Consider the following 17,692-nt stretch of genomic DNA (forward strand, 5'->3'; position numbering starts at 1 on the left):
CCTCATCCGATACCGGCGCGCCCCCGGCCGCCATTCGGTCGCGTGCACTCGGGGGACCGGGGGGCGGGTCCGGCTCATCCGCTACGGGGCAGCTACGCGCCGGGCTCCGGGTCCGGGAGCCAGTTCCCGTGGAAGCCGTGGGGCACCCGCCGGGGCAGGTGAACCGTGGCCACCGGGTCCTTGGATATGTCCTCCGCGTCGAGGATGACCAGATCACTGGTGTCCTTGGCAGCGTCGTAGACATAGGCAAGCAGCCACCCCGGTCCGTCGGGCCGGTCGTCCGCCGGGGCGAAGGACGCCTCGTCCGGTACGCGGCCGGGGCCGAACTCGTGACGGGTGCTGGTGCCGGCATGCAGGTCGTAGCGGATCAGCGCGCCGGGGAGCGGGTCGGACCCGGGCCCACCGGCCCGCGTGATATGTCCGAACCGGGCGTCCAGCCCCGCCATCCGGTCGTCGATACGCGGGAACTCGCCCGCCTGGTCGTCCAACTGCTCCTCGGCGACCTTGCCCGAGTTCAGGTCGATGGTCCACTTCCATAGGGTGGGCGGCGACTTGAACTCCATTGTCGGGTAGCGGGACACATGGAGCACGATGTGCCCCTGCCCGTCATCGTGCGCGTTGAGCGAGTGGAACACGTAGCAGGGGTCGATGGAGAACCAGCGGACCTGGCCGTGCGGGTCGTCGCGCCGCAGGACGCCGAGCCGGGCCCCGTACTCCGGGTCCCATGCGAACGGCATGCCGGCCGACCGGCGGTCGAAGACCATCGGGAGATCCATGAAGACGACGTGCTCCGCCGTCAGGTGGAAGTCGTGCATCATCGTCGGCGCCGGCACCTCGATGGGGCGGCTCACCGCCAACTGGCCGTCGGCGTCGGCCCGGTGATAGGTCAGGTAGGGCGCGGCCCCGGTGGCGTAGCCGAAGAAGTGCAGCTCTCCCGTGGTCGGGCAGGTCTTCGGGTGCGCGGTCATGGCAGTGGTCAGCCGGCCGCCGAAGTCGTACGGACCGACGGTCTCCAGCTCGTGTCCCGGACGGCAGTCGATCTCGTACGGGAAGGACGACTCGACCAGGGCGAAGGTGCGGCCGGCGTGCCGGACCACGTGGGTGTTGGCGACCCCGGCGGCCAGGCCGCCTCGCTCGTCACCGACCCGTATGCCGTCGGTGAAGGTCACCGTGCGGACCCAGCGGTTGCGGTACGAGACGGCCCTGCCGCCTTCCAGGCGGACGCCGTGGACCATGCCGTCGCCGAAGAACCAGTGCGCCGACGCGGCGTCCCGCGGGTTGGGGCCGTTGCGGAGGTACCAGCCCGTCAGCTCGGGCGGCACCGCGCCGGTGACGGGCAGTTCGTACGCGGTGAGTTCCTCCATCACCGGGGCGAAGTTGCCCGCGAGGTGTGGGGGCGGAGCGGAAGCGGAACCGGGCGCCGGGGTGGCGGAGCCGGGAGTGTTCGTCGTTGTCATGCGGAACGAGCCTCCTGAGCGTAGGAGCGTGCGCCGGCCTTCTCCAGGTAACGCGCTCGGGCGCGCTGTGGGTAGGACGCGGTGAAACGCAGCGGGATGACGAAGGCACTGACGTGGACGGCGATCAGGACGGCCGTGCCCAGCCCATAGGCCGTGACCAGGACCTGCCCCGCCGCGGCGAGCGTGAAGGACGCGGCCCAGGCCGCGCTGAGCACTTGGTTGATCCGCAGGAAGAGCGGGGTCTGCCAGACCTCGGGCGGCGCGTGGTGCCGGGCTATGGCGAGGGTGAAGGGGCGGTGGACGGCCAGGGAGCCCCAGGTGATCAGCGCCAGCCAACCCGACGACAGGGCTCCGTCGTAAGCCCGCAGCCCGCTGTCCGGGCGGAGGAACGCGAGCGCGGTGACGCCGCGAAGAACACGAGAGTGCCGTACTCAAGGACCCGCATCGAGGGGGACAGACCCCCGGCGCGGTCCAGGTAGAGCAGTACGCCACCGAGCAGCAGGGCCGCCAGCGCTGCCCACTGCCACGACGCCCAGGCCACGGCTCCGTAAGCGATCCACGGGATGAACCCCCGCAAGTAGGTCATGAAACTCGACTCCCCCGACCATCCAGCGACATTCCAACTTCAACATGTCAAAGCTAGAAGGTCATGCGTTGACGTGTCAATAGTGGAAGGTAAAGTGGCGGTCATGAGCCTCCGCCATGCCGTTCTGGGCCTGCTGGCCGAATCCCCTGCCAGCGGCTACGACTTGATGAAGACGTTCGACGTGTCGCTCGCGCACGTCTGGCCGGCCACCCAGAGCCAGGTCTACGGAGAGCTGAACAAGCTCACCGACGCGCAGCTCATCGAGGTGGTGGCCCACGGCCCCCGCGGCCGCAAGGAGTACGCGATCACCAAGGCAGGGCGGGCCGAACTGCATCGCTGGCTCATCGAGGTGGAACCCACCGGCCCGCAGCGCCACGACGGCCTGTTGCGCGTCTTCTTCCTCGGCGTACTCACGCCGCTGGAGGCCCGTACGTTCCTCCTGCAACAGGCCGAGCGGGCCGCCCGGGCGCACGCCCTCTACCAGGAAGTCGCGGACAGCAGCGACTGGGACGAGGAAATGGTCGCGGTGTACGGGCGCATCGCCCTGGAATTCGGCCTGCGGCAAACCGCCATGATGGAGGGCTGGGCCAAGTGGGCCGCCGAAGAGATCAACTCCGACCGGGCACGCCGGGCCCGGGACGCGGTCAAGGAGCAGGAGGAGAAAGCCGAGGAACAGCGGCGGGAGATGCAGGAACAGGAGTAGGAGGAGGGGAAAGGGGCTGGGAGGAGCCAGGGCGGGTGGGTCTCGGCTTGGGGCCAACCCGGCTCACGTGTTTCTCGAACCGATCCCGGCCCGGCCCGGGGGGATTCTCGAACCGATCCCAACCCGGCCCGAGGTGCCTCGGTTTCGGATTACTCCGGCGGTGATGGCTCCTGGGCCCAGCCCGGCTCGGACCCCGAGTGCAGACCTCCGGACCTCAGCCCCCACGCACCCCGTCGAACGCCCCGTACAAGAAGAGCTCCACCAACTCCCGCGCGCCGACGCCCTCCTGCCCCGCGGACGACGTTGTCGCCTGTCCCAGCGCAACGAACACCCTGGCCAGCGCCTCCGGCGTCATCCGTAGCCGGTCCCGTTCGGGCTCGAACAGGGCGGTGACCGCGGCCAGTGGGGCCGCCATCGCCTCCTCCCGGCTGCCGGGCACCGGCGCCGCGCTCGTATCCGTGCGAGTATCCGGGCCCGTACGGGCGCCCGGGCCCGTATCCGTACCCCCGCCCTTCGGCGCCTCCCGCCCCCGCAGATGCCCCGTCGCGTGCAGCGCGCCGATCACCGCACCGATACGCGACAGGTGCTCCCGCATCGCGTCCAGCGCCCCGGTCAGCCGGTCGGCGAGCGGCTGGTCCAGGGAGATGGCGGCCAGCGATGTGAGCAGGGCGTCGGGGCGAAGGGCCTCGGCCACACAGGCCGCCAGCAGCGCGTCCTTGTCCTCGAACACGCGGAAGATCGTCGCCTCGCCGATGCCCGCGGCGCGCGCCACCTTCGCGGTGGTCACGGCCGCCCCGTACTCGGCCACCAGAGGCAGCGCGGCCGTAACGATCATCGACCGGCGCTCGTCGGCGCTCATCCCCGGCGCGCGGCGGCGCCGGCCCGGCGCGCCCGTCACCTCCACTGCCTCAGTCATGCCGCCAAGTTACGCGAGCCGGGCGCCCGCGCCGGAACCGGCCGCCACCGGCCCGTTCACAGCCCTGGAGCGCCCCAGACCGGGAACCACCGGCTGAGATCCGCCTCGATCTCCAGGTCGTCGGCGAGCAGCGCGCGCACCTCCAGTTCCAGGGCACTGTCACGCTTCTCGGTGGGCGCGCTTTCCGGTCCGGTCTGCGGGGCGAAGGGATAGAACGTGCCGCGCTTGTAGAGGTAGACCAACGCCAGCGAGCGGTCCCGGTCGTCCCGGAAGCCCATCAGGGAACACAGCAGTTGCGGGCCGAAACCCGCGCTCTCCAAGGAGCTGTTGACCGCGTGCAGGTCGTTCACCAGGGACGCGGTGTCGTCGGGGGCGTGCCGTGCCAGCATCCAGGTGTAGCCGTACTCGTCCTGGCTGAACTCGGCCGGGCTGCCCAGGAGGCCGCGTACCTCCTCCTGGATGCCGCGGAACGCGCCGCCCTCGACGCTCGCGAAACACACCGAGCCGAGGCCGGTGGGCCGGAACCCGGCCGCGGCCTGGAGGGTGACGGCCGCGGAGGGAAGCGCGAAGAGCCGGTCGAGGTCGGGGCGTACCGGCTTGCTGCGTCCGAGGATGGCGTCCAGGAAACCCATGCGGTGCTCTCTCCTTGATCGGTCGGGTCACGCCGTCTTGATCGGTCGGGTCACGGCCGTCCCAGCTGCGCCGAGATCCGGCCCAGCTGTTCCAGCCGCTGCTCCAGCGTCGGGTGCGAGGACAGCAGCCGCCCGAAGCTCTCCTTCGAGAACGCCGGTACGAAGAAGAACGCGTTGAACGGTTCGGCCTTGCGCAGGTCCCGTGTCGGGATCCGCGCCATCTGCCCGGTGACCTTGGTCAGCGCGGCGGCCAGCGCGGACGGCCGCCCCGTCAGGAGCGCGGCGGCCCGGTCGGCGGACAGCTCGCGGTAGCGCGACAGCAGCCGGGTCAGCAGGAAGCTGACGGCGTAGACGACGGCGCTGACCAGCGTGACGATCAGTACGGCGATCGCCGCGTTGTTGTCGCGGTTGTTGCGGCCGACGCCGCTCCACAGGGCCGCCCGCGTGATGATCCCGGCCAGCACGCCCAGGAACGAGGCGATCGTCATGACCGCGACATCGCGGTGGGCGACGTGCGACAGCTCGTGCGCGAGGACGCCTTCCAGCTCCTCCGGTTCCAGCCGCCGCAGCAGGCCAGTCGTCGCGCACACCATCGCGTTCTTCTGGTTGCGGCCGGTCGCGAAGGCGTTCGGTACGTCCGATTCGGCGACCGCGACACGCGGCTTGGGCATGTCGGCCAGCGCGCACAGCCGGTCGACGGCGCCGTGCAGCTCGGGCGCCTGTTCGGGGGAGACCTCGCGGGCGCCCATGCTGAAGGCCGCGATCCGGTCGCTGAACCAGAACTGCGCGATGAACAGGGCGCCCGAGATGAGCAGCACCACCACCCACGCGCCCTTGAGGAGCACCACCAGCGCGCCCACCACGACCACGTACAGCAGGCCGATGAAGAACATCGTCGTGACCATGCGCGAGGTCAGGCCGCGGTCGGGGGCGAATCGGGTTCGTGCCATGCCTCTCAGTCCTCCAAACCGCAGAGTCCGTGGAGCTCACCCGAGGAACCGCGCTTAATCCGGGGAACCGCGCGGGTGCCTTAGACCCGATTCTCCCTCTTGCCGGGTTTTTACGGCGTAAAGCGGAGGCCATGGATTACGGCGAGGTGGTGGGCCTGGGGGGCAGGCCGGTGGGCCGGGGCGGCCGACCGGCGGGCCAGGAGACCGATAGGGGCTGGGGCACCCGCCCCGACCGGCCCACGTGGCACCTGCGGCTACCGCGGCGCCCCGGCTCCCCATGGCGCGCCCATCACACCCCGCGGCCCCCTACTCCCCGAGCTGCGCCAGCCCCTCCGCAGCGATCCGCTCGAACACCGTGAGATCGGCTTCGAAGACCGAGTCGGCGATCGGCCAGTGCAGCACGATCTCGTCGATGCCCGCCTCGGCGTGTGCACCCGCGAAGTCCACGAAGGCGTCCAGGGAGGCGAGCGGGCGGTCCGGCGAGAAGCCGGTGAGCATGATCTTCGTCAGCTCCGCGGTGTCCCGGCCGGCCTCGGCGCATGCCTTCTCCAGGCGGCCGACCTGCCCGCGTACCGCTTCCAGCGACTCGGCCGCGCTGCCGGTCGCAGACACCTTCGGATCGCCGGTCGTCACCCACGCCTGCCCGTGACCGGCCGCCAGCTTCATCCCGCGCGGCCCGGTCGCCGCGATCGCGAACGGCAACCTGGGCCGCTGCACACAGCCGGGGATGTTGCGCACCTCGTGGGCGCGGTAGTGCTTGCCCTCATAGGTGACCACATCGTTCGTGAGCAGCCGGTCCAGCAGCGGCACGAACTCGGCGAAGTGGTCGGCGCGTTCCCGCGGCGTCCACGGCTCCTGGCCGAGCGCCGTGGCGTCGAAGCCGGAGCCGCCGGCGCCGATGCCCAGGGTGATCCGCCCGTCGCTGATGTCGTCCAGCGAGATCAGTTCCTTGGCGAGGGTCACGGGGTGCCGGAAGTTCGGGGAGGTCACGAGCGTGCCCAGGCGCATCCGGGACGTCGCGGCGGCGGCCGCGGTCAGCGTCGGCACCGCGCCGAACCACGGCTCGTCGCGAAAGCTCCGCCAGGACAGGTGGTCATAGGTGTACGCGGTGTGGAAGCCCAGCTCCTCGGCGCGCTGCCACACCTCCCGGCCGCCCTCGGACCAGCGGCGAACGGGGAGGATCACGGTGCTCAGTCGCATGGGTACGAGCCTACGGCCGCACGGGAAAGCCCCCCGTGAGCCCTGTGAGCTCCAACGCGCCGGGGGCGCACGCCGTAGGCACGGGCACGGCGCTGAACGTACATTCGATCCTGCGCGGCACCCGTTCACCCCACCCGCCGTCGCCGTACGGTGCCACGCCCCGGCGTCCGGACAGCCGCTCGAAGGGCCCTCCACCCACGTCCAGGTGCCCCACTGCCTGCGCCCAGCCACCACGCCACCCGAACCCGGACACCTCGCCGTCCAACCCGGACACCACGCCATCCGCCCCCAGATGCCCGCTGCCCGCGTACGGACGGCCCGACACCCGCACACAGACGGCCCCCGCCCCTGGACAGGCCGTTCTTCCCCGTAAAGCTCATGCGCGCAACCCGCCGCACGCCTGTGCGCGCATATGCGCGAAGATGGACTCCGTGACTGATGCCTCCGCCGAGCCGCCGCAGGCTCCCCGGTCCGCCGAAAAAACGATCCGCCTGATCGCCACGGATCTCGACGGCACCCTGCTGCGTGACGACAAGACGGTCTCCAGCCGGACGATCGCCGCGCTGGCCGCCGCCGAGCGGGCAGGCATCGAGGTCTTCTTCGTGACCGGGCGCCCGGCCCGCTGGATGGACGTGGTCAGCGATCACGTACACGGGCACGGGCTGGCCATCTGCGCGAACGGCGCGGCCGTCGTCGATCTCCACCACGGCCGCCGCATCGTGGAGATCAGCCCGCTGGAGCGGCCCGCGGCGCTGGCGGTGGTGCACGCGCTGCGTGCCGCCGCTCCCGGTACGTCGTTCGCGGTCGAGCGGACCGGCGGGATCAACTACGAGCCGGAGTACCCGCCCTTCCAGCTCGACCCGGCCGCCGTCATCGCGCCTGCGGAAAAGCTCCTCGCCGAGCTGAGCCCGGAGCACTCGCGCTCCCCGCTGGAGCAGGAGGGCGCCGAGGTGCCGCCGGCCTCCGAGGACATCGGTGCCGACCAGCCCGTACTGAAGCTGCTCGCCCACCACCCCGACCTGGACCCGGACGCCTTCCTGGAGCTGGCCCGCGCGCGGGCGGGCGCGCACGCCTCCTTCACCCGGTCCAGCCCGACCGCGCTCCTGGAGATCAGCGGGCCGGGCGTGAGCAAGGCCGGCACCCTGGCGCGCTGCTGTGCCCAGCGCGGCATCGGCCCGGACCAGGTCGTCGCCTTCGGGGACATGCCCAACGACCTCGAAATGCTGGCCTGGGCAGGCACTTCGTACGCCATGGCCAATGCCCACCCCGACGTGCTCGCCGCGACCGCCCTGCACACCCACGGCAACAACGAGGACGGCGTCGCGGCCGTCATCGAACGCATCCTGGACGGCCGCTGACCCGTCCCTCCCCTCGCCGCACAGCAGCCACCGCTGTGCCGGAAGCCACGGCCGTACGGAACGCAGACCGGCCCCCTCCCATCACACCCGCACCCCCCGCCCCCTCAACCACGGCACCGGATCGACCCCCGACCCCACCTGCGGCGTGCGGCGCACCTCGAAGTGCACGTGCGGCCCCGTGGAGTTGCCGGTCGAGCCCGACAGCGCGATCTGCTGGCCCGCCCGTACCTGCTGCCCGGCGCCTACCACCACGGCCGACAGATGCGCGTACTGCGTAAACGTTCCTGCACCGTGCTGTACGACCATGCTGATGCCGAAGTTGTCGCCGCAGGTCAGGCTGAGGACGCGGCCCCGGCCCACGGACCGTACGGGCGTGCCGACCGGCACCGCGAAATCCTGGCCCGTGTGGCGGTGCGCCCAGCGGCTGCCCGCACCGCCGAAACCCGCCGACAACTGGTAGCGCTCCACCGGCCGGGTCCACCTCCCGCCCGGCGCCGGCACCGGTGACACCTCCGTGGCGGAACGTTTCGCCACCGCGGACACCGTGCCGGGCAGCCTGCCGCACCGGCCGCTCCGAGCGGACTGCCGGGACACCTTGTGCAGCAGCCCGCGGGCCGCGCCCAGGCGGCGGCCGATGCGCCGGCGCTCCGCGTCGAGCCTGGTCCGGCGGGTGTCGAGCTCGACGGTACGGACGTACGTGGCCACGCTGTCCACCGCCAGGGACCGGCTCGCACGCAACGCGTCCCGCGCGTGCGCGGCCAGCAGGCGCTGGCGGCGCTCGGCCTTCCGGTAGGCGCTCAGCACCGCCTGCGGAGCGCCGGAAGCCCGGGCGGACCGCAGGACCGGGAGCCGGCGGCCGGTGCGGTACTGCGCGACGGCGATCCGGCCCGCCCGCCGGCGCAGTTCGTCGGCTGTGCGCTGTTCGCGCCGCAGCTCCGCATGCAGCCGGGAGATCCGGGCGTGGCCGGCCCGCGCCGCGCGCAGGACCGCCGCGTACGACCGTCCCGTCCGGCCCGCGTCCCGGCCCAGCCGGATCACCTCCAGACTCGCCGCGGCCAGGCGGTCCGCGACCTGGTCGCGCGCCTCAGGGGGGCGCAGGGGCGCGGAGGACGGCGGTAGGTGCTCGACGGCGCCCGGTTCGGCAGCGGCCGTCATGGCGGCCGGCGCCCCGGCGAAGGCCGCCCCGGTGGCGACCGGGGCCGCCCCTGCCGTCGCCGACAGCGCCACCACCAGCGACAATGTCATCCGTGTAGTGCGCAGCACAGCTCCGTGGCGCCGGTGAGCCGGTCGTGCGGCCCGCTCGCCGGCACGCCGGTCGGGGCCCTGTGGCCCCCGGACCGCTGTGCGCAACCAATCCGGCATACCTGGACACATGGCCAGATGGTTGCCCGTATCGCTCGATCCCTCACAAAAACGTTTCGCCTGTCCCGTCCGCGCCGCTCCGAACGGAGTATCCCGGCACCCGCGAAATGGCCGGAATCAACCGCTCCCGCATTCCTGGCACATCACTCGAATACCGGCTGAACCATCTGGACGCGTCCGGCCGGAGCACCTCCGCTGATCGAGGTACGGAATCGCCCCGCCACCACCGCCGCCCCGGGCCGTACCGACGCGACCGCACCGGAACACCCCCGCCTCAGAGCGGCGCCTCCCACGTCACCATCGTCCCGGTCCCGGCCTCGCCCAGCCCCGGCCCGTACGTACTGGAGCCGCCCAGCGACTCGGCCCGCTTCGCTAGGTTGCGCAGACCGCTGCGCCGGCCGCCCTCGGGGATGCCCACCCCGTCGTCGGCGACCGTCAGCCGTACGCCGTCCCGGCCGTCCGGCAGTTTGATCGTCGAATCGACGACGACCTCGATGCGCGAGGCGTCGGCGTGCCGGAAGGCGTTGGACAGCGCCTCACGGAGCGCGGCGATCAGGTTCTTGCCGGTCAGCTCGCCGACGCGGGCGTCCACCGGGCCGACGAAGCTCGCGGACGGCTGGAAGCCGAGCGGTACGGCGGCCGTGCCGATCTCCCGCAGGACGCGGGTCCGCAGGCCGGACGGGGCCTCGGCCGGGCCCTGTTGCAGCGCGAAGATCGCGGTACGGATCTCCTGGATGGTGACGTCGAGCTCGTCGACGGCCTTGCCGATGCCCTCCTGCACCTCGGGCACGACCGCTCTGCGCTGGGCGCTCTCCAGCATCATCCCGGTCGCGAAGAGCCGCTGGATGACCAGGTCGTGCAGGTCGCGGGCGATCCGGTCGCGGTCCTCGTAGACGGCCAGCCGCTCGCGGTCGCGCTGCGCGTCGGCCAGGACGAGCGCCAGGGCGGCCTGGGCGGCGAACTGGGTGGCCAGCGTGCGTTCGGCGGCGCTGAAGGGCCGCGCGCCGCGGGCACGCGGCGTCGCGAGCGTGCCCAGCACCCGGCCGCCGCTCTTGAGCGGGAGCATCATGCTGGGGCCGAAGCGCGGCGCGACGTCCGTGACCATACGGTCATCGGTCGCCGAGTCCTCCACGAAGACCGGCTCCCCGGCGAGCAGTTGCGCGGCCACCGGGCTCTCGGGCGGCATCTGGGTGCCGACGAGGCCGGCGGGATCGTCGGCCGACGCCGCGACGATCTCCAGCCCGCCGTCGTCCGTGGGCAGCAGCACGATTCCGGCCGCGGACTCCGCGAGCTTGCGGGCCTGTTCCGCGACGACCGCCAGCGCGTCGTCCACATCGCTGCCGGCCAGCAGCGCGGTGGTCACGGCCACCGAGCCGTCGATCCACCGTTCCCGCTGCCGGGTCGCCGCGTACATCCGCGCGTTGCCGATCGCGATGCCGGCCTCGGTGGCGAGCACCCGCACCATGTGCAGATCGCCCTCGCTGAACTCGCCGCCGCCGCGCTTCTCGGTCAGGTAGAGGTTGCCGAAGATCTCCCCTTGGACGCGGATCGGCACCCCGAGGAACGTCCGCATCGGCGGGTGCCCCGGCGGAAAGCCCGCCGACCGCACGTCCTGGGTCAGATCGGCCAGCCGCAGCGCCTTCGGGTCGTGGATGAGCGCGCCGAGCAGGCCCTTGTGCCCGTCCGGCAGCGCGCCGATCCGCGCCCGGTCCTCGGCGCCGACCCCGTACGTCACGAAGTCCGACAGGCCCTCGCGCGACTCGTCGATGATCCCGATCGCGGCGTAGCGGGCGTCGGCCAGCTCGGCCGCGGTCTCCACGATCCGGTCCAGCGTGATGTGCAGGTCGAGGCCCGCGCCGACGGTACGCATGGCCTCCAGCAGCTGCGGCACGCGCGCGGTCAGCTCGGTCGACAGTCCCTGGAGGCTGCGGGTCGCCTCGGTGGCCGCTTCCATGGGGTCGGTGCCGGAGGCGGCCGCGCCGTCGGAATCAGTACGGGCCCCGGTGCCCATGGGGTCTGAGGGTCCTGTCGTGACTGCCATGGCACGAGCCTAAGGGGCGCTTTTCTGAAGAATGCCTTCAATGCGGCAATTCGGACGCCGGACCGGTCCACCCCGGACCGCCCCGGGCTGCCACGTCACCCCGGTCCGGGCGTCCGCCGCAACGGTACGCAGCGGCTGCCCGCACCCGTCGTTCTTCAGCCGTTCATCGGAGCGCCCCCGCACCCGCCAAACGGCCCTCCGCCGCGTCCGCCGACCGCGCGTCCACCGCCCGCTCACGCTCCAGCATCCGCCGGAACGGACCGTCGGCCGCCGCCAGCTCCGCGTACGTACCGCGCTGGACGGGCCTCCCCTCGTCCAGGACCAGTACCTCGTCGACCGCCGCCAGCCCCTCCAGCCGGTGCGTGATCAGCACGGTCGTACGGCCCTCGGTGGCGGCCAGCAGGTCCGCGGTCAGCGCGTCGGCCGTGGCCAGGTCCAGGTGTTCGGCGGGCTCGTCCAGCACCAATACGGGGAAGTCGGCCAGCAGCGCGCGGGCCAGCGCGAGGCGCTGCCGCTGGCCGCCGGAGAGCCGTGCGCCGTGCTCGCCGACCATCGTGTCCAGCCCGTCGGGCAGCGACCGCGCCCAGCCGTCCAGCCGGGCCTGCGCGAGCGCGGCCCACAGCTCGTCCTCGTCCGCACCGGTACGGGCGAGGCGCAGGTTCTCCCGTATGGAGCTGTCGAAGATGTGGGCGTCCTGCGCACACAGCCCGACCCGGCGCCGTACGTCGTCGCCGTCGGCCGCCGCCGCGTCCACACCGCTGAGCGTGTACGCACCCGACTCCCGGTCCAGGAAGCGCAGCAGCACCTGCGCGAGCGTCGTCTTCCCGGAACCGGACGGACCGACGACGGCCAGGCGCCGCCCGGCGGCCAGGGTGAACCCGACGCCGTCCAGCGCGGGCTTGCGCTGTCCGGGGTAGCGGGCCGTCAGGTCCGTCACGACCAGCGGGAACGGCGCCTCCGGTACGTCCGCCGCGGTCGCACCGGCCGGTTCGCCGACCGGCTCCGGGGCGTCCAGCACCTCGAAGACCCGCTCCGCCGCCCGGCGCGTGCGCTGCCGGTACTGCACGGCGAGCGGCAGTCCCGCGACCGCCTCGAACGCGGCGAGCGGGACGAGGACGACGACCGCCAGGCACACGCCCGTCAGCCGCCCGGCGTGTACGGCCTGGACGCCGACGACGGCCGCCGCGGCCACCGTCAGCCCGCACAGCAGCGCGGACAGCCCGGCCCCGGCACCGGCCGCGGCCGCCGAACGGGACGCGATCCGCGTCAGGTCGCGGTCGGCCCGCCGGGTCCGGTCGATACGGGAGCCGAGCGCGCCCGCCACCGTCAGTTCGGCCGTCCCGGTGAGCAGATCGACGACGTGGGCGGAGAGCACGCCTCGCGCGGGGGAGAGCTGCCGCTCGGCGCGGCGGGCCAGTACGGCGGACAGCGCCGGCACCCCGGCACCCGCCAGCAGCAGACCGGCCGCGAGAACGGCGCCCGCCTCGGGCAGCAGCCAGGTGGTGAACCCGACGGAGCCCAGCCCGACCACCACGGCCGCCCCCACCGGCAGCAGCCACCGCAGGAAGTAGTCCTGCACCGCGTCCACGTCCGCCACCAGCCGCGACAGCAGGTCGCCACGGCTGCGCTCCCGCAACCCGGCGGGCGCCAGGCGCTCCAGCCGCCGGAAGACGGCCACCCGTACGTCCGCGAGCATCCGGAACACGGCGTCGTGCGCCACCAGCCGCTCCGCGTACCGGAACACCGCCCGGCCGATGCCGAAGGCCCGGGTCGCGGTGACCGCCACCATCAGGTACAGCACCGGCGGGTGCTGCGCGGCGCGGGAGATCAGCCAGCCGGACGTGGCCATCAGGCCCACGGCGCTGCCCAGCGCCAGGCTGCCCAGCAGCAGCGCCAGTCCGAGCCGGCCCCAACGGGCCCGCGCCAGGCCCCGGAGCCGCGTCAACGCGGAGCCCCGGGTGCCGAGTACGGCGTCCGGCTCCTCGTCGGGTGCGGCGTCTCGGTCCTCGGCCGGTTCGGCGGCAGCGGAGTCCCGTACAGCGCCCGGTCCGTCGACCGGTTGGCCCGTGGAGGCACCGTCCCGTACGGCGTCCGCCCGTGCCATCTCTGCGCCGCCGCTCACGGCCTGCGCGGCGGCTTCCGGTACGGCGGTGCCCTCCTCGGTCGCCGGAGGAGCCAGCCGCACCACGCGGTCCGCCACCGCCAGCAGCGCCGGCCGGTGGACGACCAGGAGCACCGTGCGCCCGGCCGCCAGGCGGCGTACCGCGTCGACGATGCCTGCCTCCGTCTCGCCGTCCAGGTTCGCGGTCGGCTCGTCTAGCAGCAGAATCGGGCGGTCGGCGAGGAACGCGCGGGCCAGGGCCAGGCGTTGGCGCTGGCCCGCCGACAGGCCGGAGCCGCCCTCGCCGAGCACGGTCGCCGCTCCGTCGGGCAGCGCGGAGACGAAGTCCAGGGCACCGGCGTCGCGGAGCGCGGCGTGCACGGCCGCGTCGTCGGCGTCGGGGCGGGCCAGCCGTACGTTCTCGGTGATGGTGCCCGCGAAGAGGTACGGGCGCTGGGCCACCCAGGCGATCCGGCGCCGCCAGTCCTCCGGGTCGATGCCGGCCAGGTCCCGGCCGCCGACCCGTATCCGGCCCGCGGCGGGCTCCGCGAAGCCGAGCAGAACGTTGAGCAAGGTCGTCTTGCCCGCGCCGGAGGGACCGACGAGGGCCACCGTCTCCCCCGGGGCGACATCGAACGAGGTCCGGGGCAGCGAGGGTTCGGTCCGGCCCGGGTGGCGTACGACGAGGTCCTCGACGGACAGCGCCGTACTGTCGGGCGCCGGTGCGTTCCCCGTCGTGCGCTGCGGTGTCTCCAGCACCGCGAAGATCTCCTCGGCCGCTGCCAGGCCCTCCGCCGCGGCGTGGTACTGAGCGCCGACCTGCCGCAGCGGCAGATACGCCTCGGGCGCCAGGATCAGCACCAGCAGGCCCGTGTAGAGATCCAAGCTGCCGTGGACGAGCCGCATGCCGATGCCGACGGCCACGAGCGCGACCGAGATCGTGGCGAGCAGTTCCAGGGCGAAGGACGACAGGAAGGCGATCCGCAGGGTGCGCAGCGTGGCCCGGCGGTAGGCGCCGGTGATGGCGCGGATGGACGCCGCCTGGGCCTTGGCCCGGCCGAAGACCTTGAGCGTGGGCAGCCCGGCGACGACGTCCAGGAAGTGGCCCGACAGCCGCGCCAGCAGCTGCCACTGGCGTTCCATGCGGTTCTGCGTGGCCCAGCCGATGAGGACCATGAACAGCGGGATCAGCGGCAGCGTCACGACGATCGTCGCGGCCGAGATCCAGTCGCCGGTGACGATGCGCGCCAGCACCGCGACGGGCACGACGACCGCCAGGCCCAACTGTGGAAGATAGCGCGCGAAGTAGTCGTCGAGGGCGTCGATGCCGCGGGTGGCGAGGGTGGTCAGCTCGCCGGAACGCTGGGTGCTCAGCCACCCGGGGCCGAGATCGGCTGCTGCCCGCGTCAGCAGCCGCGTCCGCAGTTCGGATTTGACCGCCGCGCTCGCCCGGTGCGCGGCCAGCTCCGTCAGCCAGGACACCAGGCCCCGGCCGACGGAGACCAGCGCGAGCAGCAGTACCGGTGTGCTCAGATCGCCGAGACCGAGATCCCGCTGGAAGGCACCGACAACGACTTCGGCGATGAGCATGGCCTGGCCGATGACCAGACCAGCGCCGGCCAGGCCGAGCAGCACGACCGCGGCGAGGAAGAAACGGGTGGCACGGGCGTAGCGGAGCAGGCGCGGGTCGACCGGTTTCACGTGAAACAACCCTTCCTCGACGGAAGTTGATCAGTGGGGCCCCGACCGGGGCCCCACCGGGGGGGGAGCCGTCCTAGTGGGCGTCGGCGATGTGCTGCGTACCGATGCGCTTGCGGAAGACCCAGTACGTCCAGCCCTGGTACAGCATGACGACCGGGGTGGCGATACCGGCGCACCACGTCATGATCTTCAACGTGTACGCGCTGGACGAGGCGTTGGAGACCGTGAGGCTCCAGCTGTCGTTCAGCGAGGAGGGCATCACGTTCGGGAAGAGCGTCAGGAACAGCATCGCGACCGCGGCCACGATGGTGACGCCGGAGAACGCGAACGACCAGCCCTCACGCCCGAGCCGGTTCATCACCAGCCCCGCGACCAGCGCCAGCACCGCGACGATCATCGCAACCAGGCTGCTGGTGTCGCCCTTGTCGAGCTGCGTCCAGCCCAGGAAGCCGACCGCGAGCACCGCGGTGATCAGGCCGAGCACGGTGGCCGTGCGGCGGGCCCGCTCCCGGATGTCGCCCAGCGTCTTGAGCGAGGCGAACACCGCGCCGTGGAAGGTGAACAGGCTGAGCGTGACCAGGCCGCCGAGCAGCGCGTACGGGTTCAGCAGGTCCAGGACGCTGCCGACGTACTCCTTGTGCGCGTCGATCTGCACACCGTGCACGATGTTGCCGAAGGCCACGCCCCACAGGAACGCGGGCAGCAGCGAGCACCAGAAGATCGCGTGCTCCCAGTTGCGCTGCCAGCGCTCCTCGTCCCGCTTGACGCGGTACTCGAAGGCGACGCCGCGCACGATCAGGCAGACCAGGATGAGCAGCAGCGGCAGGTAGAAGCCGGAGAAGAGGGTGGCGTACCACTCGGGGAAGGCGGCGAAGGTGGCGCCGCCCGCGCTGAGCAGCCACACCTCGTTGCCGTCCCAGACCGGGCCGATCGTGTTGATCAGGACCCGCCGCTCGCGCCGGTCACGGGCGAGCAGCTTGGTCAGGACGCCGATGCCGAAGTCGAAGCCTTCGAGGAAGAAGTACCCGGTCCACAGCACGGCGATGAGGATGAACCAGATGTCATGGAGTTCCATGGTCGCCTCCTAGTACGAGAAGGCCATCGGCCGGTCGGCGTCCGTGTGGTCGCCGCCGATCTTGGTGGGCGGGTTGAGGTCGTCGTCCGTCAGCTCCGGCGGCCCGGCCTTGACGTACTTGACCAGCAGGCGGACCTCGATGACCGCGAGGATCGCGTACAGCAGCGTGAAGACGGTCATCGACGTGAGCACCTCGCCCTGCGAGACGCCGGGGGAGACCGCCGAGGAGGTCTTCAGGACGCCGTAGACGACCCAGGGCTGGCGGCCCATCTCGGTGAAGATCCAGCCCCAGGAGTTGGCGATGAGCGGGAAGCCGAGGGTGACGAAGGCCAGCGACCAGTACGCCTTGCTCAGCCGTGCGCCGAGCACCTTGTTCTTGGTCAGTGCCAGGTTGGGTGGTTCCTCGTCGCCCGTCCGCAGTCCCGGCGCGAGCCAGAACTTCTTGCGGGTGAGCCAGAGCCCGGCCAGGCCGATGGCGAACGAGGCCATGCCGAAGCCGATCATCCAGCGGAAGCCCCAGTAGGCGACGGGGATGTTGGGCCGGTAGTCGCCGGGCCCGTACTTCTGCTGCTCGGACTTGTTGACGTCGTTGATGCCGGGGACCGGCGAGGAGAAGTCGTCGTGGGCGAGGAAGGACAGCAGGCCGGGGATCTCGACGGCGACCTTGTTGTGGCCCTTGTCCACGTCCCCGTAGGCGAAGACGGAGAACGGGGCGGGGGCCTCCTTGTCCCACAGGGCCTCGGCGGCGGCCATCTTCATCGGCTGCTGCCGGAACATGACCTTGCCGAGCTGGTCGCCGCTGAGCGCGGTGAGCGCGCCGGCGATCACCAGCGTGATCAGGCCGAGCCGCAGCGAGGTGCGCATCACCTTGACGTGCTTCTTGCGCATCAGGTGGTACGCGGCGATGCCGACCATGAACGCGGCGCCGGTCAGGAAGGCGGCGGTCAGCGTGTGGAAGACGACGACGAGGGTGGTGTCCTGGGTCAGCACCTTCCAGAAGTCGGTCAGCTCGGCACGGCCGGTGGCGGCGTTGTACTTGTAGCCGACCGGGTGCTGCATCCAGGAGTTGGCGGCGAGGATGAAGTACGCCGACAGGATCGTGCCGATCGAGACCATCCACATGCAGAAGCAGTGGATCTTTTTCGGCAGCTTGTCCCAGCCGAAGATCCACAGCCCGATGAAGGTGGATTCGAAGAAGAAGGCGATGAGCGCTTCGAACGCGAGCGGGGCGCCGAAGACGTCACCGACGAACCGCGAGTAGTCGGACCAGTTCATGCCGAACTGGAACTCCTGGACGATGCCGGTGACGACACCCATCGCGATGTTGATCAGGAAGAGCTTGCCCCAGAACTTGGTGGCCTTGAGGTACTTCTCCTTGCCCGTCCGTACCCAGGCGGTCTCCAGTCCGGCCACCAGGGCGGCAAGGGAGATCGTCAGGGGGACGAACAGGAAGTGGTAGACGGTCGTGATGCCGAATTGCCATCGCGCCAGGGTCTCTGGCGCCAACGCCAGGTCCACGTCGAGTCTCTCCTTACGTCGCCGTGTGCTGACTACGGCTGCCGTGTGCTGACTACGGCCGTTTCGCCCCGTATGCCCCAATAGAAGCGGGA

Annotated in this window: 14 protein-coding genes; 2 read left to right on the forward strand and 12 right to left on the reverse strand. The window is 71.8% G+C overall.

What is annotated here, in order from left to right:
- Positions 1-92: 92 nt before the first annotated feature.
- The 3 genes from CP984_RS19190 to CP984_RS42095 form a co-directional block, all read right to left on the reverse strand.
- Positions 93-1,457, reverse strand: coding sequence for a carotenoid oxygenase family protein (locus CP984_RS19190; RefSeq protein ID WP_003978951.1), 1,365 nt, complete (start codon positions 1,455-1,457; stop codon positions 93-95).
- Positions 1,454-1,672 (reverse strand): hypothetical protein, encoded by a 219-nt coding sequence (locus CP984_RS42090; protein WP_003978950.1) that lies wholly within the window; start codon positions 1,670-1,672, stop codon positions 1,454-1,456. The genes CP984_RS19190 and CP984_RS42090 overlap by 4 nt, the downstream gene beginning before the upstream one ends.
- Positions 1,673-1,779: 107 nt before the next feature.
- On the reverse strand, positions 1,780-2,043 hold the full coding sequence (locus CP984_RS42095) for a hypothetical protein (RefSeq protein WP_003978949.1): 264 nt from the start codon (positions 2,041-2,043) through the stop codon (positions 1,780-1,782).
- Between the two features lie 103 nt (positions 2,044-2,146).
- On the opposite strand from CP984_RS42095, the gene CP984_RS19200 reads away from it, so the two are divergent.
- Positions 2,147-2,746: a PadR family transcriptional regulator gene (locus tag CP984_RS19200; RefSeq protein WP_032919982.1), complete on the forward strand. Its 600-nt coding sequence runs from the start codon at positions 2,147-2,149 to the stop codon at positions 2,744-2,746.
- 214 nt (positions 2,747-2,960) lie between these two features.
- Here the strand turns inward: CP984_RS19200 and CP984_RS19205 are convergent, their stop codons facing one another.
- From CP984_RS19205 to CP984_RS19220, 4 genes are all read right to left on the reverse strand, one after another.
- Positions 2,961-3,662, reverse strand: coding sequence for a TetR/AcrR family transcriptional regulator (locus CP984_RS19205; protein ID WP_030178610.1), 702 nt, complete (start codon positions 3,660-3,662; stop codon positions 2,961-2,963).
- A 56-nt stretch (positions 3,663-3,718) separates the two neighbouring features.
- On the reverse strand, positions 3,719-4,294 hold the full coding sequence (gene pspAB, locus CP984_RS19210) for a PspA-associated protein PspAB (protein ID WP_003978946.1): 576 nt from the start codon (positions 4,292-4,294) through the stop codon (positions 3,719-3,721).
- A gap of 50 nt (positions 4,295-4,344) precedes the next feature.
- Positions 4,345-5,244, reverse strand: coding sequence for a zinc metalloprotease HtpX (gene htpX, locus CP984_RS19215; protein ID WP_003978945.1), 900 nt, complete (start codon positions 5,242-5,244; stop codon positions 4,345-4,347).
- A gap of 306 nt (positions 5,245-5,550) precedes the next feature.
- Positions 5,551-6,444, reverse strand: coding sequence for an LLM class flavin-dependent oxidoreductase (locus CP984_RS19220; RefSeq protein WP_003978944.1), 894 nt, complete (start codon positions 6,442-6,444; stop codon positions 5,551-5,553).
- A gap of 422 nt (positions 6,445-6,866) precedes the next feature.
- Here CP984_RS19220 and CP984_RS19225 point away from each other — a divergent pair, with 422 nt between their 5' ends.
- Positions 6,867-7,802, forward strand: a complete 936-nt coding sequence (locus CP984_RS19225) for an HAD hydrolase family protein (RefSeq protein ID WP_003978943.1) — start codon at positions 6,867-6,869, stop codon at positions 7,800-7,802.
- 81 nt (positions 7,803-7,883) lie between these two features.
- On the opposite strand, the gene CP984_RS19230 is transcribed toward CP984_RS19225, so the two are convergent.
- The 5 genes from CP984_RS19230 to CP984_RS19250 form a co-directional block, all read right to left on the reverse strand.
- Complete coding sequence (locus tag CP984_RS19230; RefSeq protein WP_050498913.1) at positions 7,884-9,047, reverse strand: M23 family metallopeptidase; 1,164 nt, start codon at positions 9,045-9,047, stop codon at positions 7,884-7,886.
- 391 nt (positions 9,048-9,438) lie between these two features.
- Positions 9,439-11,118: a GAF domain-containing sensor histidine kinase gene (locus CP984_RS19235; protein ID WP_030178618.1), complete on the reverse strand. Its 1,680-nt coding sequence runs from the start codon at positions 11,116-11,118 to the stop codon at positions 9,439-9,441.
- 250 nt (positions 11,119-11,368) lie between these two features.
- Entirely contained in the window at positions 11,369-15,007 is a 3,639-nt protein-coding gene (gene cydD, locus CP984_RS19240; protein ID WP_003978940.1) for a thiol reductant ABC exporter subunit CydD, read from the reverse strand.
- Between the two features lie 73 nt (positions 15,008-15,080).
- The gene (gene cydB, locus CP984_RS19245; RefSeq protein ID WP_003978939.1) at positions 15,081-16,082 is read right to left on the reverse strand and encodes a cytochrome d ubiquinol oxidase subunit II; all 1,002 of its coding nucleotides are present in this window, start codon (positions 16,080-16,082) and stop codon (positions 15,081-15,083) included.
- Positions 16,083-16,091: 9 nt separating this feature from the next.
- The gene (locus CP984_RS19250; protein ID WP_003978938.1) at positions 16,092-17,600 is read right to left on the reverse strand and encodes a cytochrome ubiquinol oxidase subunit I; all 1,509 of its coding nucleotides are present in this window, start codon (positions 17,598-17,600) and stop codon (positions 16,092-16,094) included.
- Between the last annotated feature and the right edge of the window lie 92 nt (positions 17,601-17,692).

Source organism: Streptomyces rimosus (assembly GCF_008704655.1).
In the GTDB taxonomy this organism is placed as follows: Bacteria; Actinomycetota; Actinomycetes; order Streptomycetales; family Streptomycetaceae; genus Streptomyces; species Streptomyces rimosus.

Excerpts from the sequence above, each read along its gene's own strand:
- pspAB (WP_003978946.1), bottom strand. The coding sequence starts at position 4,294 with ATGGGTTTCCTGGACGCCATCCTCGGACGCAGCAAGCCGGTACGCCCC.
- cydB (WP_003978939.1), bottom strand. The coding sequence starts at position 16,082 with ATGGAACTCCATGACATCTGGTTCATCCTCATCGCCGTGCTGTGGACC.
- CP984_RS42095 (WP_003978949.1), bottom strand. The coding sequence starts at position 2,043 with ATGACCTACTTGCGGGGGTTCATCCCGTGGATCGCTTACGGAGCCGTG.
- CP984_RS19230 (WP_050498913.1), bottom strand. The coding sequence starts at position 9,047 with ATGACATTGTCGCTGGTGGTGGCGCTGTCGGCGACGGCAGGGGCGGCC.
- CP984_RS19225 (WP_003978943.1), top strand. The coding sequence starts at position 6,867 with ATGGACTCCGTGACTGATGCCTCCGCCGAGCCGCCGCAGGCTCCCCGG.
- CP984_RS19235 (WP_030178618.1), bottom strand. The coding sequence starts at position 11,118 with ATGGAAGCGGCCACCGAGGCGACCCGCAGCCTCCAGGGACTGTCGACC.
- CP984_RS19190 (WP_003978951.1), bottom strand. The coding sequence starts at position 1,457 with ATGACAACGACGAACACTCCCGGCTCCGCCACCCCGGCGCCCGGTTCC.
- CP984_RS19205 (WP_030178610.1), bottom strand. The coding sequence starts at position 3,662 with ATGACTGAGGCAGTGGAGGTGACGGGCGCGCCGGGCCGGCGCCGCCGC.
- CP984_RS19220 (WP_003978944.1), bottom strand. The coding sequence starts at position 6,444 with ATGCGACTGAGCACCGTGATCCTCCCCGTTCGCCGCTGGTCCGAGGGC.
- CP984_RS19200 (WP_032919982.1), top strand. The coding sequence starts at position 2,147 with ATGAGCCTCCGCCATGCCGTTCTGGGCCTGCTGGCCGAATCCCCTGCC.
- htpX (WP_003978945.1), bottom strand. The coding sequence starts at position 5,244 with ATGGCACGAACCCGATTCGCCCCCGACCGCGGCCTGACCTCGCGCATG.